At 62.9% G+C, this 24,088-nt stretch carries 22 protein-coding genes; 11 read left to right on the top strand and 11 right to left on the bottom strand.

All coding sequences use genetic code 11. The features are described from left to right. The 3 genes from adeC to RCH91_RS20485 all read left to right on the top strand — a co-directional run bounded on the left by adeC (position 1) and on the right by RCH91_RS20485 (position 4,407). Positions 1 to 1,356, top strand: a complete 1,356-nt coding sequence (gene adeC / locus RCH91_RS20495) for an AdeC/AdeK/OprM family multidrug efflux complex outer membrane factor (RefSeq protein WP_373694415.1) — start codon at positions 1 to 3, stop codon at positions 1,354 to 1,356. Positions 1,357 to 1,536: 180 nt separating this feature from the next. After that, positions 1,537 to 3,408: an aldehyde ferredoxin oxidoreductase C-terminal domain-containing protein gene (locus RCH91_RS20490; RefSeq protein WP_306537183.1), complete on the top strand. Its 1,872-nt coding sequence runs from the start codon at positions 1,537 to 1,539 to the stop codon at positions 3,406 to 3,408. Positions 3,409 to 3,498: 90 nt separating this feature from the next. Then, the gene (locus RCH91_RS20485; protein ID WP_306537181.1) at positions 3,499 to 4,407 is read left to right on the top strand and encodes a putative 2-dehydropantoate 2-reductase; all 909 of its coding nucleotides are present in this window, start codon (positions 3,499 to 3,501) and stop codon (positions 4,405 to 4,407) included. A gap of 91 nt (positions 4,408 to 4,498) precedes the next feature. On the opposite strand, the gene RCH91_RS20480 is transcribed toward RCH91_RS20485, so the two are convergent. The 3 genes from RCH91_RS20480 to RCH91_RS20470 form a co-directional block, all read right to left on the bottom strand. Beyond that, complete coding sequence (locus RCH91_RS20480) at positions 4,499 to 6,352, bottom strand: phosphoenolpyruvate carboxykinase (GTP) (RefSeq protein WP_306537179.1); 1,854 nt, start codon at positions 6,350 to 6,352, stop codon at positions 4,499 to 4,501. Between the two features lie 147 nt (positions 6,353 to 6,499). Then, the gene (locus tag RCH91_RS20475) at positions 6,500 to 6,937 is read right to left on the bottom strand and encodes a DMT family transporter (protein WP_306537177.1); all 438 of its coding nucleotides are present in this window, start codon (positions 6,935 to 6,937) and stop codon (positions 6,500 to 6,502) included. A gap of 143 nt (positions 6,938 to 7,080) precedes the next feature. Further along, a complete protein-coding gene (locus RCH91_RS20470) occupies positions 7,081 to 7,563 on the bottom strand; it encodes an Hsp20/alpha crystallin family protein (RefSeq protein WP_306537175.1) in 483 nt (160 codons plus the stop codon). A gap of 224 nt (positions 7,564 to 7,787) precedes the next feature. On the opposite strand from RCH91_RS20470, the gene cydD reads away from it, so the two are divergent. The 3 genes from cydD to RCH91_RS20455 are packed head-to-tail and all read left to right on the top strand — an operon-like array spanning position 7,788 to position 11,607. Further along, positions 7,788 to 9,515, top strand: a complete 1,728-nt coding sequence (cydD, locus tag RCH91_RS20465; RefSeq protein ID WP_306537173.1) for a thiol reductant ABC exporter subunit CydD — start codon at positions 7,788 to 7,790, stop codon at positions 9,513 to 9,515. Then, complete coding sequence (gene cydC / locus RCH91_RS20460) at positions 9,512 to 11,158, top strand: thiol reductant ABC exporter subunit CydC (protein ID WP_306537172.1); 1,647 nt, start codon at positions 9,512 to 9,514, stop codon at positions 11,156 to 11,158. The genes cydD and cydC overlap by 4 nt, the downstream gene beginning before the upstream one ends. 17 nt (positions 11,159 to 11,175) lie before the next feature. Beyond that, the gene (locus RCH91_RS20455; protein WP_306537170.1) at positions 11,176 to 11,607 is read left to right on the top strand and encodes a DUF2141 domain-containing protein; all 432 of its coding nucleotides are present in this window, start codon (positions 11,176 to 11,178) and stop codon (positions 11,605 to 11,607) included. A gap of 57 nt (positions 11,608 to 11,664) precedes the next feature. Here the strand turns inward: RCH91_RS20455 and RCH91_RS20450 are convergent, their stop codons facing one another. After that, positions 11,665 to 12,420 carry an RNA-binding protein gene (locus tag RCH91_RS20450; RefSeq protein ID WP_306537168.1) on the bottom strand — a complete coding sequence of 252 codons (756 nt, stop codon included), beginning with the start codon at positions 12,418 to 12,420 and terminating at the stop codon, positions 11,665 to 11,667. A 181-nt stretch (positions 12,421 to 12,601) separates the two neighbouring features. Between RCH91_RS20450 and RCH91_RS20445 the strand changes: the two genes are divergently transcribed. The 3 genes from RCH91_RS20445 to RCH91_RS20435 all read left to right on the top strand — a co-directional run bounded on the left by RCH91_RS20445 (position 12,602) and on the right by RCH91_RS20435 (position 16,810). Then, the gene (locus tag RCH91_RS20445) at positions 12,602 to 14,113 is read left to right on the top strand and encodes a multiheme c-type cytochrome (protein WP_306537166.1); all 1,512 of its coding nucleotides are present in this window, start codon (positions 12,602 to 12,604) and stop codon (positions 14,111 to 14,113) included. A gap of 160 nt (positions 14,114 to 14,273) precedes the next feature. After that, a complete protein-coding gene (locus tag RCH91_RS20440) occupies positions 14,274 to 15,911 on the top strand; it encodes an ABC-F family ATP-binding cassette domain-containing protein (RefSeq protein WP_306537164.1) in 1,638 nt (545 codons plus the stop codon). A gap of 5 nt (positions 15,912 to 15,916) precedes the next feature. Then, positions 15,917 to 16,810: a DMT family transporter gene (locus RCH91_RS20435; protein ID WP_306537162.1), complete on the top strand. Its 894-nt coding sequence runs from the start codon at positions 15,917 to 15,919 to the stop codon at positions 16,808 to 16,810. Positions 16,811 to 16,905: 95 nt separating this feature from the next. On the opposite strand, the gene RCH91_RS20430 is transcribed toward RCH91_RS20435, so the two are convergent. From RCH91_RS20430 to RCH91_RS20415, 4 genes are read right to left on the bottom strand one after another with little or no spacing between them, the layout of a single operon-like run. Beyond that, the gene (locus tag RCH91_RS20430; protein ID WP_306537160.1) at positions 16,906 to 17,646 is read right to left on the bottom strand and encodes a PEP-CTERM sorting domain-containing protein; all 741 of its coding nucleotides are present in this window, start codon (positions 17,644 to 17,646) and stop codon (positions 16,906 to 16,908) included. Positions 17,647 to 17,703: 57 nt separating this feature from the next. Then, positions 17,704 to 19,536, bottom strand: a complete 1,833-nt coding sequence (locus tag RCH91_RS20425) for a hypothetical protein (protein ID WP_306537158.1) — start codon at positions 19,534 to 19,536, stop codon at positions 17,704 to 17,706. Between the two features lie 16 nt (positions 19,537 to 19,552). Further along, complete coding sequence (locus RCH91_RS20420; protein ID WP_306537156.1) at positions 19,553 to 20,650, bottom strand: hypothetical protein; 1,098 nt, start codon at positions 20,648 to 20,650, stop codon at positions 19,553 to 19,555. A 12-nt stretch (positions 20,651 to 20,662) separates the two neighbouring features. After that, a complete protein-coding gene (locus tag RCH91_RS20415) occupies positions 20,663 to 21,001 on the bottom strand; it encodes a hypothetical protein (protein ID WP_306537154.1) in 339 nt (112 codons plus the stop codon). A gap of 210 nt (positions 21,002 to 21,211) precedes the next feature. On the opposite strand from RCH91_RS20415, the gene RCH91_RS20410 reads away from it, so the two are divergent. Beyond that, complete coding sequence (locus RCH91_RS20410) at positions 21,212 to 21,478, top strand: hypothetical protein (RefSeq protein WP_306537152.1); 267 nt, start codon at positions 21,212 to 21,214, stop codon at positions 21,476 to 21,478. Positions 21,479 to 21,591: 113 nt separating this feature from the next. After that, positions 21,592 to 22,116, top strand: coding sequence for an SRPBCC family protein (locus RCH91_RS20405; protein ID WP_306537150.1), 525 nt, complete (start codon positions 21,592 to 21,594; stop codon positions 22,114 to 22,116). Here RCH91_RS20405 and RCH91_RS20400 read toward each other — a convergent pair. The 3 genes from RCH91_RS20400 to RCH91_RS20390 all read right to left on the bottom strand — a co-directional run. Then, positions 22,107 to 22,730: a sigma-E factor regulatory protein RseB domain-containing protein gene (locus tag RCH91_RS20400; protein WP_306537149.1), complete on the bottom strand. Its 624-nt coding sequence runs from the start codon at positions 22,728 to 22,730 to the stop codon at positions 22,107 to 22,109. The genes RCH91_RS20405 and RCH91_RS20400 overlap by 10 nt on opposite strands. Before the next feature lie 4 nt (positions 22,731 to 22,734). Then, a complete protein-coding gene (locus RCH91_RS20395; RefSeq protein WP_306537147.1) occupies positions 22,735 to 23,166 on the bottom strand; it encodes a quinol oxidase in 432 nt (143 codons plus the stop codon). A gap of 335 nt (positions 23,167 to 23,501) precedes the next feature. Continuing rightward, on the bottom strand, positions 23,502 to 24,088 hold a 587-nt coding region (locus RCH91_RS20390; protein WP_306537145.1), incomplete at its 5' end, for a DUF998 domain-containing protein.

Below are 24,088 nucleotides of genomic sequence, written 5' to 3'. Positions count from 1 at the left end.
ATGGCCCCCAAATACGAGCAGCCCGCCGCCCCGGTTCCGGCCGCATGGCCCCAGGGCCCGGCCTACAGGGAGGCGGCGGCCGTGGCGGAGAAGCCTCTGGCCGACATCCCCTGGCAGGAGTTCTTTGTGGACGGGAAGCTGCAAAAGCTCATCGCCCTGGCCCTGGAGAACAACCGCGACCTGCGGGTCGCGGCCCTTAACATCGAGCGCTCCCGGGCCCAGTACCGGATCCGGCGCTCCGATCTCTTCCCGAAGGTGGACGCCAACGCCGACGGCAATTTCGCACGGGTATCCGAAGACCTTACGCGCACCGGCAATGCCGAGACCATCGACGAGTACAGCGTCGGCCTCGGGGTCAGCTCCTACGAGCTGGACCTCTTCGGCCGAGTGCGGAGCCTCAAGGACCAGGCCCTGGAGGAGTACCTGGCCACGGAGCAGGCCCGCCGCAGTGTCCAGATCAGCCTGGTGGCCGAGGTGGCTTCCAACTACCTGACCCTGGCCGCTGACCGGGAGCGGCTGAAGCTGGCCAAGGAGACCCTGGAGAGCCAGCAGTCCTCCTACAACCTCACCAAGAGCCGTTTCGATGCCGGCGTCTCCTCGGCCCTCGATCTCCACCAGGCCCGCACCAGCGTGGAGTCGGCCCGGGTTGACATTGCCCGCTTCACCACCCTGGTGGCCCAGGACGCAAACGCCCTGAACCTGGTGGTGGGCTCGCCGGTGCCGGCGGAACTCCTTCCCGCGGCCCTCACCGAAAACCTCACCGCCATGAAGGACGTGGCGCCCGGCCTGCCGTCCGACGTGCTGCTGCGCCGTCCCGACATCCTCCAGGCCGAGAATCTGCTCAAAGGGGCCAATGCCAACATCGGCGCGGCCCGGGCCAACTTCTTCCCCCGCATCACCCTGATTTCGAACGTGGGCTTCGGCAGTACCGACCTGGCAGGGCTCTTCAGTGGCGATACCTTCACCTGGGCCTTCGCGCCGCGCATTTCCCTCCCCATTTTCACCGCCGGAGCGAACCAGGCAACCCTGGAGGTGGCAGAAGCAGACCGCAACGTCGCCGTGGCCCAGTACGAGAAGGCCATCCAGACCGCTTTCCGTGAGGTGGCCGACGCCTTGGCGCAGCGGGGTACAATCGACGACCAGCTCGCGGCCCAGCAGTCCCTCACCGACGCCACCGACGAGAGCCACAAGCTTTCTCTGGCCCGCTACGACAAGGGGGTCGACAACTACCTGCAGGTGCTCGATTCCCAGCGGGCCCTCTACGGCGCCCAGCAGAACCTGATCGGCGTCCGCCTCGTCCGCCTCCTCAACCAGGCGACCCTCTACAAGGTATTGGGTGGCGGCGCCCCCGAGTGAGAGGGACGTCCACCACCGTGGTATAGTTTTCAGGGGCGTGCTGTCGCTCTCGGCTTATCGAGGGTAACAGCGCCCCCCCACGACATCCCTGACGACCATCGGGACAGGAACGCCAAAGCTTCACGCCTCCGACCTCCCCATAACCTCTCGCCATTCAGGATGAATGAGGAGGAAATGACCATGTATCAGCGAGTACTTCTGGTCGATCCGGCCACCGGTTTTTACAAAACGAAAAGGTACGGCTTCGACCGCTATTTCGGGCCGGTGGATCTGGGGATTCATCTCACCGAAAAGTACCGGAGCCTCAATTTCGGCGTCGGCATCTTTGCCGGGTCCATCTTTCCGGGGTCCAACCGCCTGGTGGTGACCGGGTTTTCCCCTTGCTGGCAAGGGTATTACATCAGCTCCATGGGGGGCGCGGGGCTGGTCTTCAACAACCTGGGGATTAACATGCTCAGCCTGACGGGGAAGGCCCCGGTCCCGTCGGTTCTCTACCTGAACCGCAACCACGGGGAGGAGATCGAGGTGGAGGTGGTCCCCATCGATGCTGAGGCCGTTTGGAAAGAAGGGCGAACGGGAGTCTACTCCCTCACGGATAAGGTCTACGAGATGTTCGGCGCCCGCTACGAAAAGGACCCCCGTATCCTTGCCACCGGCCCGGCGGCCCTCCACACCGACATGGGGGGAATCATGTCGGTCCCCATCACCAGGGGGAAGATCAGTTACGTCGACACCTGGGCCGGCCGCGGCGGTTTCGGCAGCGCCATGGCCCGGGAGTACGGCATCGTGGCGGTCATCTATGGCGGCACGGCGGCCGACGAGGATTTCCGGGACCACACGGTGGCCGATGAGTGGTTCAAAGACAAATACAACCTGCGTCTCATGCAGAAGGACCTGGAGGTGACCACCAAGTACCGCTACGACGAAAAATTCAATACCGGCGGCACGTTCGGCGTGAACTACGCCACCATGGGCGGCCGGATCATGGCGTTCAACTACCGCACCATCCACCAGACCGAGGAGGAACGTACCTCCCTTCACCAGACGTTCATCGTTGACCACTACCTCAAGCAGTTCAACGAAGAGACCATCGCCAACCGGCAGCAGGCCACCTGCGGCGAGCCCTGCGCCGCCGTCTGCAAGAAGATGAACGGCGGCTACAAGAAGGACTACGAGCCGTACCAGACCATGGGGCCCCTGTGTGGCATATTCGACCAGCGGGCCGCGGAAAAGCTCAATCACCACTGCGACGCCATGGGCTTCGACGCCATCTCTGGCGGAGGGGTGCTGGCCTGGCTCATGGACCTTCTGGAGGTCGGGCTCCTGACCCCGGAAGAGTTGGGGGTGACCAGGGTTCCGCGGTGGGATGTGGCGGCCTTCGACATAGTCAACGACTCCCTGCACAACGCCGAACTGGGGTGCGAGCTGATCGACGCCATTCTGGAGCGGCGGGGCATCCTCGACTTCCAGGAGGGGGTGCGCAAATGGAGCCGCATCCATTCCCGCGAGAAAGGTACTGCGCTCCACGACCGGCTGGTCTACGTCGCCTTCAGCCGACGGGGGTGGATGGTCCCCAACCAGTACTGGGTTTCCGGCGCCCTGGCCCCCATGGCCATCATGGGGAAGTATTACATGATCTACAGCTTCGATTTCGTCCCCCCCCGGACGCTGGGGAGGATGTGCGCGGATCGCATGAAGAAGGAACTCATCCTCGACAACCTGGGGATCTGCCGCTTCCACCGGGGGTGGGCTGAAGAACTCCTCCCCGAGGTCATGGGCTCCCTCTACGACTGCCGGGAGCAATTCATGCGCGCCATCGACGTCCTGGCCAGCCGCCTGCACAGCCGCAACAGCCCCATATTCTGGGAGTCGGAGCGGGACATCGACTTCATCCACACGTTCCTGAAACGGAAGAAGGAGGTGGACCAGGACGGACGTCCCGAGCTTGCAGAATGGCTCGAAAAGTTCGACCGGGACCGGGTAGAGGCCGCCCGGGAGTTCTGGTACGAGACCCTCAAGGGGATCGACGAAAGCCTGCGGGAATTCTTCTGAAGCGACGAGATGCACGGAAGTGACAGATGGTGTCTGGAGAATACCGAAAGAAGAGAAAGAATCTCAACCTGATCCAGCGGAGTCGATTATATGAAAATAGCAATAGTCGGTGCCGGAGCGTTGGGACTTTACTACGGTGCGCTTCTGCAGCGGGCCGGTGAAGACGTCCATTTTCTCCTTCGCAGCGATTACGAGGCAATCTTCCAACACGGCCTGAAGGTTTTTTCCATCAACGGCGATTTTTCCCTACCCCACGTTAAGGGATACCGGGCTCCGGACGAGATCGGGCCGGTGGATCTGGTGTTGGTGGGGCTGAAAACCTTTGCCAACGACCGGTATGAAGAGTTGATCCGCCCGCTGGTGGGGGAGGGGACCCAGATCCTGACCCTCCAGAACGGCCTGGGGAACGAGGAGGCGCTGGCCTCCCTTTTCGGCGCCGGGCGGATCATCGGCGGGGTGGCCTTTCTCTGTTCCAACCGGGGAGAGCCGGGGGAGGTGCACCACCTGGGGTCGGGCCGGATCATCCTGGGCGAATTCCTCCCCCGCGACGGGGGGCGGATCGAGGAGCTGGCCGCCATGTTCACCAGGGCAGCGGTGGATTGCCGGACAACAGACGACCTGAAGCGGGCCCGCTGGGAAAAGCTGGTCTGGAACATCCCGTTCAATGGCCTGTGCGCCCTGGTGCAGCAGCCGGTGAACCTTTTGCTGGCGCGGAAAGCGAGCAGGAAGCTGGTGCGCGAAATCATGCACGAAGTGATCGCCGCCGCCAATGCCCAGGGGCTTGCCACCCCCATTGCCGAAGGTTACGCCGACAGTATGCTGGAATTTACCGACAAGATGGGGGAATACCGGCCTTCAATGCAGATCGACCGTGAAGAGGGACGGCCCTTGGAGATTGCCGCCATTTTCAGGACGCCCCTGGCCTACGGTGCCCGGCAGGGGATAGCCATGCCGCGGGTGGAAATGCTGGCGACGCTGCTGGAGCAGGTCGCCAGCTGAAGTCTGGAGTCCGCGTCCCACCGTGATTCACCAAGCACGAAGGCCCGCCAGATTGATCTGACGGGCCTTCGTGCGTAACAGGAGGCTGGGGTTACTCGTTCCAGCCTTCAGGATGGACGTCGCCGATTTGCTCCCAGTGCTCCGGCGAACGCCAGAGGCTGGAGAGGATCAGCTCACGCATGTGGAGGAACTCCTTGGGGAGGCGGTCAAAGAGCTTGACGAACAGCTCCTCGTGAGAGATGAGCTCGTTCTGCCAGACGTCGCGGTCCACGGAAGTCAGTTCGTTGAACTTCTCCCGGGTCATGTCCAGCCCGTCCCAGTCCATGTCCTCGTAGCGCGGCATCCATCCCAGGGGGGATTCGATGGCCGCTGCCTTCCCCTGGACCCTTTTGACGATCCATTCGAGGACTCGCATGTTGTCGCCGTAGCCGGGCCAGATGAACTTGCCGTTGGCGTCCTTGCGGAACCAGTTGACGCTGAAGATGCGCGGCGGCTTTGCGATGGAGCGGCCGAACTGGAGCCAGTGGCTGAAGTAGTCGGCCATGTGGTAGCCGCAGAAGGGGAGCATGGCGAAGGGGTCGCGGCGCACGTTGCCGGTGGCGCCCACTGCGGCGGCGGTGGTTTCGGAGCCGAGGGTGGAGGCGAGATAGACGCCGAAGCTCCAGTTGAAGGCCTGGTAGACCAGGGGCACGGTGTCCTTGCGGCGGCCGCCGAAGATGAAGGCGCTCATGGGCACTCCCTTTGGGTTTTCCCAGTCGGGGTCGATGGAGGGGCACTGGGATGCCGGGGAGGTGAAACGGGCGTTGGGGTGGGCAGCCGGGCGGCCGCAGCCCGGGGTCCACTCGTTCCCCTGCCAGTCGGTGAGCCGTGCCGGCGGCTCGTCGGTCATTCCTTCCCACCAGACGTCGCCGTCCTCAGTGAGGGCCACGTTGGTGAAGATGGTATTGGCGGCGCAGGAGGCCATGGCGTTGGGGTTGGTCTTGACGTTGGTGCCGGGGGCGACGCCGAAGTAGCCGTACTCGGGGTTGATGGCATAGACCTGGCCGTCGGGGCCGGGCTTGATCCAGGCGATGTCGTCGCCGATGGTGGTGACCTTCCATCCCTTGTCCTGCATCGGCTTGGGGGGGATCAGCATGGCGAAGTTGGTCTTGCCGCAGGCGCTCGGGAAGGCGGCCCCCACGTAGGTCTTATCGCCGGCGGGGGACTCGACGCCGAGGATCAGCATGTGCTCCGCCAGCCACCCCTCGTCTTTCCCCTGCTTGGAGGCGATGCGCAGCGCCAGGCACTTTTTGCCCAGGAGTGCGTTGCCGCCGTAGCCGGAACCGAAGGACCAGATGGCGCGCTCCTCGGGGAAGTGGACGATGTACTTCTCCTTGTTGCAGGGCCAGGGGGAATCCTTCTGGCCCGGCTCCAGGGGGGCGCCCACGGAGTGGAGGCACGGGACGAACTCGCCTCCGCCGAGGACATCGAGAACGGCTTTGCCCATGCGGGTCATGATCCTCATGTTGACGGCAACGTAGGGGGAGTCCGATATTTCAATGCCGATCTTGGCGATGGGGGAGCCGAGGGGACCCATGCTGAAGGGGATCACGTACATGGTGCGTCCCTTCATGCACCCCTTGAAGAGACCGTGGAGCTTCTCCTTCATCTCCTTGGGGGCCATCCAGTTGTTGGTGGGGCCCGCATCCTGCTTGGAGATACTACAGATGAAGGTGCGGTCCTCGACCCGCGCCACGTCGATGGGATCGGAACAGGCCAGGTAGCTGTTGGGGCGCTTCTCGGGGTTCAGCTTCTTGAAGGTGCCATTCTCAACCAGCAGTTTGCACAGCTCGTCGTACTCCTCCTGGGAGCCATCACACCAATGGATGCGGTCAGGCTCACACAGGGTCCTGACTTCCTCCACCCACTTCAACAGCTGTTCGTTTGCTGGTAAATCGTAGCTCATGCCGATTGCCTCCTTGTGCCATGTAAGAGTTGGGCCCCCACGATTCACCGCGGGATAGACAACAATGATAGACTTTAACGGTGTTTCATTCAATGCGAAATTCACTTTCAGCAAATTTTTTTAGCGAGGGTCAAGGTTTCCGCGCCGCTACCGCCGGAAGACCAGCGCTGCCCCGGCCATGAGCAGGAGCGCCCCGGCAAGCCGTTTGCCGTCCAGGGGGGCGCCCTGGAAGCCAAAGAGACCCAGGTGGTCCATCAGAAGCCCCGTGATGAGCTGGGATGCGATGATGGCGGCCATGGCCGCGGCCGTGCCGATGCGCGGCACGACGAGAATGGTGAGGGTGACGAATGCGGCACCGAGAAGTCCGCCGGTGAGCTCCCACCACGCCGCGCCCGAAATGGCCCGCAGGCTGCCGCGTCCCCAAAAGGAAAGCGCCACGGCGAGGACGAGAGTTCCGACGGCGAAGGAGATGAAGGAGCTTTCGATGATCCCCACCTTCTGGGCGAGGCGGGCGTTGATGGACGGCTGGAGCGCCAGCACGGCGCCGCCGCACATCATGAGGAGAAACAGGTGGAGGTTGGACATGGGTGCTCCTTGGCGTGCGCTGTTAGGGATACATGACGGCAGATTGTACGTCTCCGTGACCCGCAACGCAATCCCCGGACACAAAAAAGGGGAAGCTTTTCGCTTCCCCCGTACTGCAGGCGTCCCGTTATCCGTCACCCTGGTTACTCAACGGTAATCTGCCGGACCGTGCTCGACTCGGTTCTCGGGATTCGCACCTCGAGCACGCCGTCCTTGAAGGTGGCCTTGATCTGCTCGGCATCGAGGCCATCGGGGAGGCTCAGGGTCCGGCTGAAGGAGCCGTGGGACCGTTCGAGCCGCAGGTAGTTGCTCCGTTCGATTTTCTCCTCGGTGGTCTTTTCACCGGAGAGGATCAGATTGTTGTCGACAATCCGGAGATTGAGGTTCTCTTTCGTGATGCCCGGGAGTTCGGCCTTCACCACCAGTTGGCCTCCTTCCTCGAACATATCGACGGCGGGCATCATGTCACCCCGATCACCCAGTTCGTGGAACATCTGCCTGAACGGCGTCCAGTTCATGCCAAAGAAGGGACGGTTAAGCGATTCCTCGAACCACCGTTCCATCTCTCTGAGCGGGGAGAGTACGCTCACCTCACCGCTTGTCTCCCGGGGTTCACCCGTCGTCATTGCTTTCGTTCTATGGGTTCCGGATCCCGTTGTCCGTTTGGTTTCCACCGATTCCCCGGTGTCTTTGCGGGACACTGTCCTGAGTTCAGTATGCCGTCTCATGAATCAACACCCCTTTCTTTATTGGTTTATTTCTGATTTCAGTATACTCAATTGATAATGAATGTCAATACCTTGGAGCCGGCGTCGTTGACAGGTGCCAGTGGGGGGTGTAGATAACCTCCATGAGCAGAGACGGCACAGGAGAGGGGCAGCGCCCCGAGAGATGGCTGCTTGATGGGGCCCGGTGGGTGAAGGGGGAGCTGGTCCGCGCCGTGGGGTGGGCCTTTGCCGCCGGGCTCCTCATCGTCCTCCAGGCGCGGCTTCTGGCCCGGGCTTGCCATGAGGTGGTGATAGGCGGGGCCGGCGTCGCTGAGGTGGCGCCCCTGGCCGGCGGGGTGGCGGCGCTGGCGGTGGCGCGGGGTCTCCTGGTCTTTTTTTCCGAGCGGTGGGCAGTGGCCGCAGCTGCCCGGGTCAAGGAGCGGGTGCGGAGTCTCCTCTACCGCAGGCTTCAGCTGCTGGGACCGGCGGGGCGCGCCGGCGAGGAGACCGGCCCCCTGGTGGAGGCGGTGACCGCCGGCGTCGAGGGGCTGGAGCCCTACGTGGCCCGCTTCCTTCCCCACCTGGCCCTGGCGGCGGTGCTGCCGCCGGCGGCACTCTTCTTCGTCTTTCCGGCGGAGTGGCGCGCGGGGCTCGTCCTCCTCTTCTCCGCTCCCTTCATCCCGTTCCTCATGATCCTCATCGGCCGTGGCTCCGAAAGCCTCAACCGCCGCCAGTGGGGGCGCCTCTCCCGCATGGCGGGGCACCTCCTCGACCTCGTCCAGGGGCTCCCCGACCTGAAGATTTTCGGCGCGGCGCGGCGCGAGGCGGCGGCGGTGGCCCGGGTCTCCGAGGAGTACCGCCAAGGGACCATGGCTGTGCTCCGGGTGGCGTTCCTCTCGGCCTTCACCCTGGAGTTCTTCGCCACCGTCGGCACGGCGGTGGTGGCGGTGATCGTCGGTTTCCGCCTCTTGGGAGGGGGGCTGGTTCTCGCCGATGGCCTCTTCGTCCTCCTCCTCGCCCCCGAGTTCTACCTGCCGCTCAGGACCCTGGGCCTCTCCTACCATGCCCGGATGCAGGGAACGGCCGCCGCCGAGCGGATCGCGCCGCTCCTGGCTCTTCCCGAGCCCGAAGGATACTGCGGCGCCCTTACGGTACCATTGGGGCCGCCGGCGGTCCGGTTCGAGGGGGTCACTTTCCGTTACGGCGGCGAGCGGGGAGGGGTGAGCGGCATCGACCTGGAACTGCCGGCCGGAAGCCTCACCGCCCTAGCCGGGGAGAGCGGCACCGGCAAGAGCACCCTGGTGCGGCTTCTGGTGGGGCTGGCCCGTCCCGAGGCGGGGCGGATCACGGTGAACGGCACCAACCTCGCCGACCTTGACCCGGCCGTCTGGCGGGAGCGCATTGCCTGGGTTCCCCAGCGCCCCTTCTTCTTCAGGGGCACGATCCGGGAAAACCTCTGTCTCGGCAGCCCATCGGCCGATGCAGCGGGAATCCGCGCCGCCCTGGAGGCCGCGGCGGCCGGCGCCTTCGTGGGCCGGATGCCGCGGGGCCTCGACACGGAGCTGGGCGACCGGGGAGCGGGGCTCTCCGGCGGGGAGCTCCGGCGCCTGGCCCTGGCCCGGGCCTTCCTGCGCGATGCCTCGTTGGTGGTGCTGGACGAGCCCACCGCCGGCCTCGACTCCGAGAACGAGCGGCTGGTGGGTGAGGCCCTGGAGCGGCTGGCAACGGGTCGGACAATACTCGTCATCAGTCACCGGGAGGAGACCGTCCGCCGGGCGGAGCGGGTCGCTGTCATGGCCGGCGGACGGCTGGAGCGGGTGGTGGCGCCGGCGGAGTTCCTGGCCGCTGCGGCGGGGGAGGTGGGGAGATGAGGGAGCTTGTCCGGATCCTTGCCGTCTCCCGGCGCCAGTGGCCCTGGATGGCCGCCGGCATCATCCTCGGCGTCGCCGTCATCGCCGCCAACGCCGCGCTCATGGCCCTCTCCGGCTGGTTCATCGCCTCCATGGCCGTGGCCGGGGTCACCGCCGTCCCCTTTAACTATTTTTTCCCGTCTGCGGCCATCCGGGCGCTGGCCATCCTCCGGACCGTGGGGCGCTACGCCGAGCGGCTGGTGACCCACGAGGCTGCCTTCCGCATCCTGGCCGACCTGCGGGTCTGGCTCTTCCGGCGGCTGGAACCCCTGGCCCCGGCCGGGCTTGAACGCTACGCCGGCGGCGACGTGGCCGGCCGGCTCCGGGCCGACGTGGACGCCCTTGAGAGCCTCTACCTGCGGATCGTGGCGCCCCTGGCCACCGGCGCGGCCGCCATCGTCCTGGCGGTTCTCTTTGCCGTCCGCTGGAGTGTGCCGGCAGCCCTGGCCCTTCTTTCCTTCCTCCTGGCTGCCGGGGTGGTGCTTCCTCTCATTGCCCGGCGCCTGGCGGAGGAACCGGGGCGGCGCTCGGCGGATCTTGCGGGGGAGCTTCGCACGGCGGTGACCGAAGGGCTCCAGGGGGCCGAAGAGCTGATACTCCTCGGCGCGGCTGAGCGCCAGGCAGCGCGGGTGGATCTCCTCTCGGCGCGCCTCGTGGCCGAGCAGGAGCGCCTCGGCGCCATTGGCGGCCTCACCCTGGCCGGCGGGGTGGCCTGCGGCGGCCTTGGCGTGGCGGCGGTCCTTCTGACCGGGAGCGCCTCGGTGGCCACGGGGCTCATTTCCGGCCCGGCCCTGGTGATGCTCGTCCTCTTCGCGGCGGCGGCTTTTGAGGCTGCCGGCGGAATGCCGGCGGCGCTGCAGCTGGTTCCGGCGGCGCGGGAAGCGGTTCGGCGGATTCGCGAATTGGCCGACGCACCGGCTCCGGTCCCCGACCCCGCCGAGCTAGCGCCACTTCCCGCCGGAACCGGCATTGTCTTCCGCAACGTATACAGTGCCTACGATCCGGCCCTGCCGGTCCTCGAAGGGTTCAGTCTCGAAGTCCCGCCTGGGGGAAGGGTGGCCCTCGCCGGCCCCAGCGGCGTCGGCAAGAGCACCGTCGCCGAGATCCTCCTCCGCTTCCGCGACTACGCCGGTAGCGTCACCGTGGGGGGGACGGAGATCCGCGACCTGGCGGCCGATGAGCTGCGGGGGGTGATCGCGGCGGTCCCCCAGCGCCCGCACCTCTTCAATGCAACCATCCGGGAGAACATCATGGTGGGAAATCCAGCGGCGGGAGATGATGCGTTGCGCCACGCCCTTGAGGATGCCGGACTGGCGGCGTGGGTGGCGGGGCTACCGCTGGGGATGGAGACGCCGGTGGGGGAGGGGGGGAGCGCCGTTTCCGGGGGCGAGGCCCGGCGTATCGCCCTGGCCCGGGCCCTCGTTAAGGATGCGCCGATTCTCCTCCTGGACGAGCCCACCGAGGGACTCGATGCCGGCACCGAGCGGGAGGTGGTGGCCCGGCTGGCCGCGCGGACCGCGGGGAAAACCGTGCTGGTCATCACCCACCGTCCTGCCTGTCTTGTCTTGGCTGACCGGGTGGTGCGTCTGTCGGTCAAACGTTAGAATACTGGAGGAAACCCATGGTACGGGCTGCTGTCGTAACACTCGCAACTCTCTTGCTTCTTCTGGAGGCCAGCCAGGCCTCTGCCGAAACCCTGACCGTTACCGTCACCGGCCTGCGGGGTGTGAAGGGGACTCTCTTCGTGACGGTCTGGAATGACGAGGCCCGTTTTCTCAAGGATGTCCGGCATGCTGCGGCCCGCAGGGTGGTGCCTGTTTCCGGACCGGAAATGACCGTCGTTGTGGAGGGGCTTCCCCGGGGTGTCTATGCGGTGACGGCTTTCCAGGACGAGAACGGCAATGGTGAGTTGGACAGGAACTTCATCGGTCTGCCGAAGGAGCCGGTCGGTGCGTCGAACGACGCCAGGGGGATGATGGGACCGCCGAAATTCAAGGCGGCGGCGTTTGAGCTCAGCGGGCCATCACGGAGCATCCCGATCAGGCTCAGGTAGGGGCAAGGAGGCTGTTTCACGCCGCTCCGCGCCGGGGGGCGGCGTCGGAGCGTGCGTTTATTTCTTCCCTCTTCCGAAGCGGCTGCCCGGTCCGCTTTTCCCACGGCTGGTCCCGCTGGGACTAGTGCCGGGCCCGCTCTTCCCGCGTCCGGTGCCCGGTCCACTCTTCCCGCGGCTCCCTTCGACGGTGCGTGTGCCCGGTCCGCTGGCCCTGCGGCTGCCTTCGGTGGTGCGGGTGCCCGGTCCGCCTGCCCTGCGGCTGCCTTCGGCGGTGCGTGTGCCCGGTCCGCCTGCCCTGCGGTTGTCTTCGGCGGCGCGGGTGCCCGGTCCGTCTGCCCTGCGGTTGTCTTCGGTGGTGCGGGTGCCCGGTCCGCCTGCCCTGCGGCTGCCTTCAGTGGTGCGTGTACCCGGTCCGCCTGCCCTGCGGCTGCCTTCGGTTGTGTGGGTGCCTGGTCCTCCCGCCCTGCGGTTGCCGCTGGTGCCGGGGGTGCTCTTCCCGCTGCCGCTGAAGCTGCTGCCGGGTCTGCCTTTGCCCGGTCTGCCGGCGCCGGGACGGGGTTTCTGTTTCTGGGGCCGTGCAATACTTACGGTGATGGCGCGATTTCTCAACAGCGCCCCGTCCAGGGTCTCGACCGCCTCCTGGGCCTCTTCAGCCGTCGACATCCGCACGTAGCCGCACCCCTTGAATTCGCCGGTCTCGGGGTCGATGATCAGGTGGACCGACGTGACGGTGCCGGCCACCGCAAAGAGCTTCTGGAGATCCTTTTCTGTGGCTTCGTAGGACATGTGCCCCACATAGAGTTCTTTGCTCATGATTCTTCCTTTCATGCAATATTTTCCGATGGTAGCAGATTGCGCGCCAAAAGCATAAGGATTTGCCGTTGATTGGGGAGGGCACTACCTTGACATGCTGATGGCACACTTTAGACTGTCAATTGCGGTGAGATACCGGTCCAGGTCGGAGGACAACGGAAGGACACAGGGGGGCAGAACCGTGGGGCGAATTCATAACGCGATCATCGTGGGGCAGATTGTGTTGGCGGTTGTGGCTGTTGGGCATGCAAGAGGTGCGGAGATCAGCGCCGATACCCAGCGCTGCCTCGCCTGCCACCGGACGGCAACGCCGGGTATCGTTGCCGATTGGGAAAAGAGTCTCCACGCCGTGACCACGCCGAACCAGGGAATGGCAAAACCTTCTCTGGAACGCCGTATTTCCGCCGTGTCGCTCCCCGGCGAGCTGGGGCGAACGGTGGTGGGGTGCGCCGAGTGCCACACCATGAACGCCGACCGCCATCCCGACAGCTTCGACCACAACGGCTTCAGGCTCCACACGGTGGTTTCTCCCCGGGACTGCGCCGTCTGCCATCCCGAAGAAGACCGTCAGTACGGCAATAACATCATGTCCCAGGCCCACGGTAACCTCAACAACAACCCCGTCTACCACGACATGGTCGCCATGACCAACGGCACCCAGAAATTTGATGATGGGAAACTCTCCGTGGTCCCTCCTTCCCCCGAAACCACGGCCGATTCGTGCAACTCGTGCCACGGCACCGTGGTGACGTTCGAGGGGATCATCCAGAAGGCATCTCCCTTTGGGCCCGTGAACGTTTCGCGACTGTCGGGCTGGCCCAATCAGGGGGTCGGCCGGATAAACCCCGACGGGACCCTGGGTGCCTGCACCTCCTGCCACCCCCGCCACCAGTTCTCCATCGAGGTGGCACGCAAGCCCGCCACCTGCTCCCAATGCCACAAGGGGCCCGATGTTCCCGCCTACGCCGTGTACGAGGTCAGCAAGCACGGCAATATCTACAATTCCCAGAACAAAAACTGGAACTTCAAGGCGGTCCCCTGGACCGTGGGGGAAGACTTCACTGCCCCCACCTGCGCCACCTGCCATGCCTCTCTGGTTGTTTCCCGGACCGGCGAAGTCCTTGGCCAGCGGACCCACCAGTTCAACGACCGCCTCGACTGGCGGATCTTCGGCCTCCCCTACGCCCATCCCCATCCCGTGGACCCTGACACCACCAAGATCAGGAACAAGGCGGGGCTCCCCCTCCCCACCGATTTGACCGGGGAGCCGGCATCGGCGTACCTCATCGACGCAAAGGAGCAGGCAAAACGCCGCAGCGCCATGAAGGGGATCTGCGCAGGATGCCACGGTTCCGTGTGGATCGATAACCACTTTGAGCGCTTCGATGCCACCGTGAAGGATATGAACGACAAGACCCTCACCGCCACCCGGATCATGCTGGAGGCGTGGGAGGAGGGACTGGCCAGGGGGCTTGCCGATAATGACAGCCTCTTCAACGAGGCCCTGGAGAAGAAGTGGGTGGAATCGTGGTTGTTTTACGCCAATTCGACCCGGTTCGCGTCGGCCATGATGGGTGCCGATTACGGGGTCTTCGCCAACGGTCGCTGGTACATGAACAAGAATACCGCCGAGATGGCCGACTGGCTGAGGTTTCTGGAAGAGGCCCACGGAAAGGACAGGAAAAAACGGTAGGGGGGCGGCGCCCCTTGGCGGAGTTCCCCGGAACCCCGCGACGGAAAAAGGGATTGCCGCCGCGAGGACGAAAATGGTATAACCAGTCAGCACGTGAACCACAGGGTCACCCCTGTGGTTCTTTTATTTTACCCGCACAAGAGAAGGAGTTACCCAGAGCATGATCAGCGCATCGAACGTTACCCTGTCCTACGGCAAGAGGGTTCTCTTCAAGGACGTCAACATCAAGTTCACCCCCGGCAATTGCTACGGCCTCATCGGCGCCAACGGCGCCGGCAAATCCACCTTCCTCAAGATCCTCGCCGGCGAGGTGGAGGCCGACAAGGGGGAGATCTCCGTGGGCTCCGGCGAGCGGATCGCGGTGCTGCGCCAGGACCAGTTCGCCTTTGACGAGGAGACGGTCTTCAACACCGTCATCATGGGGCACGAGCGGCTCTACAAGGTCATGGCGGAGCGTGAGGCCATCTACTCCAAGGGGGATTTCACGGAGGAGGACGGCATCCGCTCCGCCGAACTGGAGGGGGATTTCGCCGAGATGAACGGCTACGAGGCGGAGAGCGAGGCGGCGGTGCTCCTGAACGGTCTCGGCATCCCCGAGGAGCTGCGCCATAAAAAGATGAAGGAGCTGGAGGCGGGGGACAAGGTGCGGGTGCTCCTGGCCCAGGCTCTCTTCGGCAACCCCGACGTGCTGCTGCTGGACGAGCCCACCAACAACCTGGACCTGAAATCCATCACCTGGCTGGAGGATTTCCTTTCCCGCTTCCAGAACACGGTCATCGTGGTCTCCCACGACCGCCACTTCCTGAACCAGGTCTGCACCCACGTGGCCGACATCGACTTCGGCATGATCAAGGTCTACGTGGGCAACTACGATTTCTGGTACCAGGCGAGCCAGCTGACCCTCAGGCAGAAGCAGGAGGAGAACCGCAAGTCCACCGAAAAGGCCAATGAGCTGAAGGAGTTCATCCAGCGGTTCAGCTCCAACGCCTCCAAGGCCAAGCAGGCCACCTCCCGCAAAAAGCTCCTGGACAAGCTGACCCTGGAGGAGATGCCGGTCTCCTCCCGCAAGTACCCCTACGTGGTCTTTAAGCCGGAGCGGGCCTGCGGCGACATCATCCTGGAGATCCAGGGGCTCTCCAAGACGGTGGACGGGGTGCAGGTCCTGAACAATCTCGACCTCACCGTCCGCAAGGGGGACAAGATCGCCTTTGTCGGCGGCAACAGCCTGGCCAAGACCACCCTCTTCCAGATCCTTGCGGGGGAGCTGGAGCCGGACGCCGGGACCTTCCGCTGGGGGGTGACCATCACCCATTCCTACTTCCCCAAGGAGAACAGCGCCTATTTCGAGGGGGACATGAACCTCATCGAGTGGCTCTGCCAGTACGCCCCTCCCGGCGAGGGGGAGAGCTTTGCCCGGGGATTCCTGGGGCGGATGCTCTTCTCCGGCGACGAGGCCACCAAGAAGACCGGCGTCCTCTCCGGAGGGGAGCGGGTCCGCTGCATGCTCTCCCGGATGATGCTCTCCGGCGCCAATGCCATCGTTCTGGACGAGCCCACCAACCACCTGGATCTGGAGTCGATCACCGCACTCAACAACGGGCTCATCGCCTACCCGGAGGTGGTCCTCTTCGCCTCCCACGACCACGAGTTCGTCTCCACCGTGGCGAACCGGATCGTGGAGATCACCCCCGGCGGGGTCATTGACCGGGTCATGAGCTTCGACGACTTCCTGGAGGATGCCGGCGTTGCCCGGGAGCGGGACGAGCTCTATCACGGCCACGTGGAGGCGAGCCTGTAATCGGAATGACCACGGACAAACCGACATACAGCCGATCCATGGGGGGTGTGTGGCTCATTCTCATGGCTGCGGTCCTCTGGGGAACCACCGGCACCTCCCAGGCCCTGGCCCCAGCCGGCGCCACCCCCATGACCCTGGGTGCCCTGCGCCTGGCCGCCGGGGGGGTGGCGCTCCTGGCCGTGGCCCTGGTGCGGGGGGGGCTCAGGGGGGGAGGGGGGTGGCCCCTGGTGGCGACTCTCTGCGCCGGCGGGTTCGTGGCCTCGTATCAGCTCACCTTCTTCGCCGCCGTGAAGGCCACCGGCGTGGCCGTGGGGACCATGGTCGCCATCGGCAGCTCGCCGATGCTGGCCGGCATCCTGGCCTTCGTCTTCCGGGGCGAGCGGCCGGGACGGCGCTGGATGGCAGCCACGGTGCTCGCCATTGCCGGCTGCATCCTCCTGGTCATGGCCGGGGGGGGCGGCATTAGCGTCAACCCCCTCGGGGTGCTTCTGGCCCTGGGGGCCGGGGCCTCCTACGCCGCCTACACCCTGGCCATCAAGACCCTCCTCAACGGCCGCTCCCCCGACGCGGTCATGGCGGTGGTCTTCTGCGTCGGCGCCCTCATCCTCTCGCCCCTCCTCGTGGGGGCGGACATTACCTGGCTCGCCGAGCCCCGCGGCGCCCTGGTCATCCTCCACCTGGGGGTGATTGCCACGGCCGCGGCGTACCTCCTCTTCGCCCGGGGGCTCGAAACCGTCCCCGTGGCCAGCGCCGTCACTCTCACCCTGGCCGAACCCCTCACTGCCGCCATCCTCGGCGTCGCAGTGGTGGGGGAGCGGCTCACCCCCACGGCCCTCTGCGGCATCGCCCTCCTTTTTGGCGGCTTGGCGCTCCTGGCCGTGGGCAAGGGGCGGAACTAGGGAGAATCAGCTCCATTTTGCCGGAACAAGAAAAGGAAAAGGCAGCCCCTGGGGCTGCCTTTTCTCGTGCAGAGCGGTTCAGTTCGCTCGGTGAATCACAGCTTTTTCCCGCGGCGCAGCGCCACCAGACCGGCAATACCCAGACCGGTCAGCAGCAGGGTGGACGGTTCGGGAACCGTTGCCGGGGTCTGGGAGAAGCGCTGCTCGAATCCGAAGAGTTCTGCCGTATCGGTATCATCTACGGACCAGACCAGGATGTTCTTGGTCACCCAGATCTCGCTCTGGGGAGCGAATGTTGCCGAGTTAAAGGTATTGTCGATGAGCTCTTGCGGATCGCCGAATACGCTGAACTGGACGTCCTTTGCCCCCAGGTTTTCCTGACCGGCGGCCGAACCGATGGTTTCCCTGATGTACGTGCCGAGATCGTAGCTGCCGTCAGCGGGATCCCACGCCAATGAACCATCAGTCAATGTCAGAGAGTTGTCCCTGATTCTCATAGTGGGGTCAAGAACCGAGGCACGGAAACCGAACATCAGGTCGACGTAGGCGTAGATCCCATCGCCGGTCACGGACAGCTCATTGTTGGAAACGGTGAATTGCAGGCCGGGACCCGGGTTCGTGCCTCCATCGTTGAGGGGGGTGACGTCGATGTTGGCGGCGTTGAAGCTGCGACCATCGGAAGCGTCGTAGAAGGATAGGCTCCAGTTGTCGAACAGCTTGTCGCCTGCGGTGATCGAGCCGCCGTTGAACAGGTCGGAGAGGGGGGTGGCCTGAGCCCCCATGCTGGTGAAGAGCACCAGCAGCAGCACAGATAAAGCACGGGTAAGATATTTCATGGTATCACTCCTTTCGGACAGGCACCGCCCCCGGCGGGGCCGGGAGCGGTGCCACCGTTATTGGACAGCGCAGTTCAGCCTGGTGCATTGCGGAATGCAGCGCTTCACATCATTGGGGGTTATCAGGCCATCGCTGTCGGAATCCCTCGGGTCGTCGGTGCCGGTTGCCCGCTGACCCCGTGCCTTGCTGATCAGCGCCAGGTCGCTCTGGTCAATGTCGCCGTCCTTGTCCACGTCGCACTTGAGCTGGGAGATGCTGACAACGGTCACGTCCTGCACCACCGGCGACTGGTTCTGGGGGTTGGCGTTGAGGGTCACCTTCACCTCGATGTATTGGCCGGTCAGGTTGAACGGTGTACCGTTGGTTACGGGAGTGAATGCACCGGATGGTACCGGGTTGTCGGAGGTGCGGGCCTCGACCGTGACGCCGGCCCCCGTGGGAACCGTGGCGTTCCAGGAGATGGTTCCCCACTTGGTGCCGGGGGTACCGCCGTTTTTGGTCACGGCCCAGCTCCCGGTCTTGGTGGTGATGCTCAGGGCCGCGGTGCCCGATGCATCGCTGTAGGTATAGGGCTCATAGCCGACCCCGATCACTCCCAGGAAGCTGCCGTCAGTACCTTTGTACTTTGCCATGTTGTGGGTCTGGCGATGGACCTGCCAGATATCGTTGTTGGCATCGGCGATGACCCCGCGGCTGTCGGAACCGCCCACTTGGCTTCCCTTGTCCCAGATGACGGCGCCGGAAGGAGCGAACTTGACCACACCGCCGGTCTGCTTGCTCACGAGGATATTACCGTCGTTGTCGGTGCCCACCGCGTAGGTGCAGTAGTTGACAGGGGCCGGCTTGCTCCAGTTGTTGGTCCCGTTATCGATGTGTTCCACATAGCTGTTGCAGGAACCACCCATGATAACGTGGGTGACGTTGCTGGCATCACGTCTCAGCGCAAGACCGTATACGGGGTTCGGCATGGGGATGTTGGTGACGGTGTACGGGCCGCTATTGCTGCCCGTGTTGGCGATCCTGGTCAGAGTCGCATTTGCCCAGTTAGCTCCCCACAGGGTGCCGTTCTGGTCGATGAGGCAGCCATAGTTGGGCTGCCCGTTGGTGGACACCGGTCCGGCAATGGTGTGGCCATCCACCGCACTGACCTTATAATACTCCTGGTTGTTGTAAAGTCCCACCCAGAGGTTTCCGTCGGTTCCGATGCAGAGCGCGCGACCGATGCCGTTAGGGCGGGTCATGCCACCCCCGTAGGTTCCGTCGGGCACCCGTTTTACCCATGCGATGCGCTCGTCCTGGATCTCGGCGGGATCAATCATGCTGTTGGCGGGATTGTTGTCCACCAGGGGCATCATCTCGCTGAGCTGGATGGTGCCGCTTGTGTCGGCGTCCGTCGAGGTGTTCACCACGGTGTTGCCGTTGCGGTCGATGAAGGTGTTGTTGAGGATCTTGAACAGGGTCGGGTAACCGCCGAACCAGCGATCCAGCACGTAGGCGTTGCCCTGGGTGTCCACCGCCGTGCGCGATGGTGCCGGGCCGCCCCAGGCGTCGTGGGCGTAAACGCCCGAGTTGAACCAGGTGCGGTAGCGGGCGATCTCGCGGCCCGGCGAGCCGCCGATTTGGGTTGAGTCAACCTTGGACAGGGTGTCCTCGCCGGCGTTGGCGATCCACAACACCGGGAAACTGGTGCCGGTGATGTTCAGCTGCAGCTGGTTGTTGTTGGGCGCGGTGTGGTTGACTCCGATCATGGTTCCCAGGTCGAAGTCGGTGTCCAGGGTGTAGGTCTGGCTTGCGGCCAGGGCGTTTCCCCCCGTCAGGGCAAGGCCGAGAACGAGGGAGGGGAGGATGAGGGGTCTGAAAGGGTGAGGTTTCTTAATCGCTCTTTTCATGGTTGACTCCTTGATGTCAGTGCACGGGCGACTGGTTGGGGATAACGGTGTCGCGTGCCGTGTCAGGCCGGAGCTTCGAAGCCTGCGGGGCCTTCGGCCGGATCATTACGTCGTTCCCCTTGTTCTTGGTCAGTCGCAGCTGCTCTCCGCCTTGGGCAGGAACGGAATATATCTGGGCCGTTCCGTTGCGCAGGCTGACGAAATAGATGGTGCTGCCGTCAGCGGACCATGCCGGATAGTTATCCTCGTCGGGATTGCGCGTGAGGTTGGTGGTACCGCTGCCGTCAACGTTCATGACATAAATGTCGCCCCGGGCCATTTCGGTGCGGGTGCCCTCGCGGCTGGAAACGAAGACGATGCGCTTGCCGTCGGGCGACCAGGCCGGGAATGCGTTCGTGTAGACATTGTCGGTAAGCGTGCCCGGATTGCCGCCGTCGGGATCAATAATACGGATGTTCAGGGCCAGATCCTTGGCTTCTGTGTACATGAGGCGCTTGCTGTCGGGAGACCAGGAGGGAGCCATCTTCCTGTTCTTGGAGAGGGGGCCGGTGAGGTTCTTCGCTTCTCCGCCAGCTGCCGGCATGACATGAATTTCCGAGCTCCCCGTCTCGCCATGGACCACGAAGGCGATCCATCTGCCGTCGGGTGAAAGCATCGGTATTCCCTTGTCCACTTTGGTGCCGGTCAGCTGCTTCAGGTTGGTTCCATCTGTATCCATGACGTAGAAATTGGTCCAGCGGTCGCGGATGGAACGGAAGATGATGCGCCCATCCGGGGTCCAGGTGGGTGCGTTGTCGGAGAATTTGTCAGATGTCAGGCGTTTCTGGCTGGTGCCGTCTGCATCCATGACGTAAATATCGGCATTGCCGTCACGGTAGGAGGTGAAAGCGATGCGCGTGCCGTCGGGGGACCAGGCCGGTTCGGTGTTTTCTTCAGGGGTGTGGGTGAGGGGGCGTTGCCCCGAACCATCGGCCTTCATGAGGTAAATCTGCGCGTTGCCGTCGCGGTTGGAAACAAAGAGAACCTCGTCGGCGGTGGTGGCCGCGCCTGCCCCCCAGGAGAGAGAAACCGTTGCCAACGCGGTCAGGATGGATGTTCGCAGGATTGAACTCACGTTGCCTCCCCGTTACTTGATGTAGCCAAACGTTCCCTTGCCGATTACCTTGCCACCCTGGTCGAGAACCGTGACATGGTAACCGCCGGGCATTCCAGGCAGAAACTCGACCTTGAGGGTTCCATCGGTGGTGACGGCCTCCACCTGGCTGGTGGTGGTTCCGTTAGGATCAACAATCTGGACGGTGACTGCGCTGCCGGTTGTCAGATCGCCACCAGTAATGGTGACTTTGCCGGAAGAATCGGGGGTTGAGGGGACTGACACCCAAGCCGTTGCAGCCATGGCTGATGGGCCGGTTGCCAAGCCGACGCCCAGCAGAAAAACAGGTAACCATTTCATCAACTTGTTCATGATGATCTCCTTTCGCCCCTGATGATGGAATGCTGCGGCCCATAATCGTGTATGTGCCCAAATTAAAATGCATTTTTTGTTCCTTCGGTGCAATTTGCTGAAATCACTGCGCAGGTGTGGAGGTGTAGGGATTGTAGTGTAAGAAAAATCGACACTATATGTACGGAATCAGCGGGTCAGGAAAGGGGTTGCCTGGGGGGCCGGTCCCTGATGGAATGGATGCTTTCAGATATGGTCCGGCCAAGGCGGGGTAATATCTCAGGGGAATGTCTGTGGATTAAGGATAGGCTTGGAGGAGGCTTGATCAGGGGGGATTACAAGGCAGGGATGTGGCGGAGGATGCGCGAGGTGGTTGATGACTACCCTTGGCATAAACTCAAGGGAATGGGGGGATTGGCTGTAAAGGTTTCCGACGGGGGTTTCTCCTGGGTGGTTTTTCGGCTGCCCTTTCAAACAGGCATTCAAGATGTCACCTGAGGCCGTCTACCGCTCAAGGGGGACGGCCTCATTCGCCATTGTGCTGGTGTCAGTGATGCGTCACTTCAGCCTTCTCTCCGCTACTCACCTGTGCCGGGAAAAAGTCAGCCGATATGCTTTGCATCCCCGCATTTGCTGATAATCTCATAACCATGGTTGAATATGATTTTCTCACCACCTGGCGTCTTGCCGCGCCCCTTAATCTGGTCTGGGAGGCAATCTACCACTCCGAGCGCTGGCCGGAGTGGTGGCCCGGGCTTCTGAGTGTGGTCGAACTGGAAAAGGGCGACGACAGCGGCATCGGCAATCTGCGCCGTTACAGCTGGAAGGGGGTGCTACCCTATAGGCTGGTTTTCGACATCCGCATCACTCAAATCGACCGGCCGCTCTTGCTGGCCGGCACTGCCAGCGGCGACCTGTCCGGCACAGGGGTCTGGCGCTTCAGTGAAGATGGTGGAGTTGTCGTGGTGCATTACGAATGGCGGGTCGCAACGCAGAAGGAGTGGATGAATCTCCTTGCTCCGCTTGCCCGGCTGCTCTTTAGCTGGAATCACGACCAGGTGATGCGCTGGGGGGGAGAAGGATTGGCCAGACATCTTGAACAGCAACAGACAAGATTCGGCCAGGCTCAGAGCTGAAAGAGCTCGTCAGCCAATGCCGGGTTGAGCTCCAGGTCTTCCATCAGCACCTCTTCAAGCAGATTGCCGTTGTGGTCATAAGCCATAGCCTTGAGCGGCAGCAGGGTCATCGTGTCCAGCCAGAGCCGGTAGCTATGCACTCCGGTCAGAACGATATCCTTGTCCCCCACGACCGACACCATCAGTGCTCCATTCCTTCCGACGGTGGTCTCCCCTTCAATTTTGGTTTTGCCATGCTCTTGCAGCCGCTGCACCTGCTGCAGGAGAGAGCCCAGGTCAGAGGCGTCTACTCGGTGGCCATGCGCGCTTTTCACAAGGCTGTTGTCCGGGCTGAGGGTCAGAACCAGCAGCTTGGCAAAACCGAATGGTCTGAGTCGGACATTTTTGCTCACGGGGTTGTAGACCAACTGCGCCCCATTATGGGGATTGATGAAATCCATCCTGACGAAACCAGGTTTTTTGTAGCTGTAGCGGATCACCTCGACGCTGTCGCCATGTCCGGAGCGCAGTGTCACCCGATAGCTGTCGAGTTGGCGGAAATTAGCCAGTGCTGAATCGACCGGATTGGCGGGAAGTGCGGCCAGCGTGAGGAAAAGGGCCATTACCGTAAGCATGGCGCTATTCGACTACCTCCAGGACTCCTTCCATTCCCTTCTCCCGGTGGCTTTCGAAAAAGAGGAGTTTCTTGTTGCAGTAGAAAGGATAGCTGCCGACCTTGGTCGGGGTGAAACGGATAACCTTGGCTTCATTCTCCATGGTTGCGTCAAAGGCTATCCCTGCCTCGGGCGCAGCAACGACAATATTGTGCGGGACCATCCCCGGCTCTTTGCGAATCTTCAATTCCACCGGAATATTGACTTTTACGATGATCCGGTTAGGGGTGAAGAAATAGCTGCCGCCGACAATCTCCACTCTTTGCACCCCGTCCTTGGCAACACTTGCCTTGTATGGCTTGCTCGGTGTCGGCTGTTCCGCACCTTTGGCCAAGCCTGTACCACCGGCCAGCAAAAGAGCACCTGTAAGTAGAAAGATACTGTGCCATAATTTCATGTTCGCGACCTCCTGTCTCGGATCTCTATCAATAATAACGCTCTTCCGTGGATGTAAAAGGTACTTCAGTCAAAACTGGCGTCCTACCGCTACTTCATCTTTGATTTCAGCTTGATCTTTTTGCCTGCAACCATGAAGTTGCCGCTGCCAAGATGATGAATCGTCTGAGGATTTTTCACTGCGGGGTCAATCCATGCATGGTTTTTTTAAAGCCTCCGGCTTTGCCGGAGGTGAGTCACTCTCCGTTCCCACAACGATTGACATCGGCATTCGTCGATTCAGTTGTGAGCGCCGGGTTAGCCAGCCTTGAGGACGCAGTGCTCATGTCATGAACGCTACAAAGGTTGCTCTGAGGCGTGCATCAAGTGTACAGCGAACACCATGAGCCACAACGAGAGGACTCCTGTTGCGAGGTGCTCAAACAGGCCGGGAGTATTCACAGGATTCCGACTCCATGACATGAGAAGAAGAAAAATCAGTGCCAGAATGCCGGTACCGACGGAGTACCAAGTCAAACGCTGCGGCCAACCATGTCGCCGGAAGATGATGCCCCATGCGATTGCAGCCAGGATACCTGATAAGAAGCCGACAGTGGCAAACAGTCGGTGTAGTTCTTGACTCGACGAGAGCCCCCCGCATCCGGGATCGCAGGGGAACACTCCTGCGCCTATACGCCCCAGTCCCTCAAGGGCAATGAGGCCTGCGGCCAGCGTGGAGCACCATCCTTTTCGGAAGGTCGCCATCAGAACTGAGGCGAAACAGAGATACAGAAAGCCCGTGAATTCGAATGCTGCATATCGCATCATGACCTCCGTGGAACTCCCTCGTTCCCCAAGCTCGCTGATGTAATGCGTGATGTGATTGAACTCCGGTCGCATAGCTCCCGCAACGCCGATGAGTGAAAGCCAAAGGAGCGGGCCCA

The sequence above is a fragment of the Geobacter sp. genome (assembly GCF_030834625.1).
In the GTDB taxonomy this organism is placed as follows: domain Bacteria; phylum Desulfobacterota; class Desulfuromonadia; order Geobacterales; family Geobacteraceae; genus Geobacter.
Note: the sequence above shows the minus strand (reverse complement) of the source record. Positions and strands in the feature narration are given on the sequence as shown.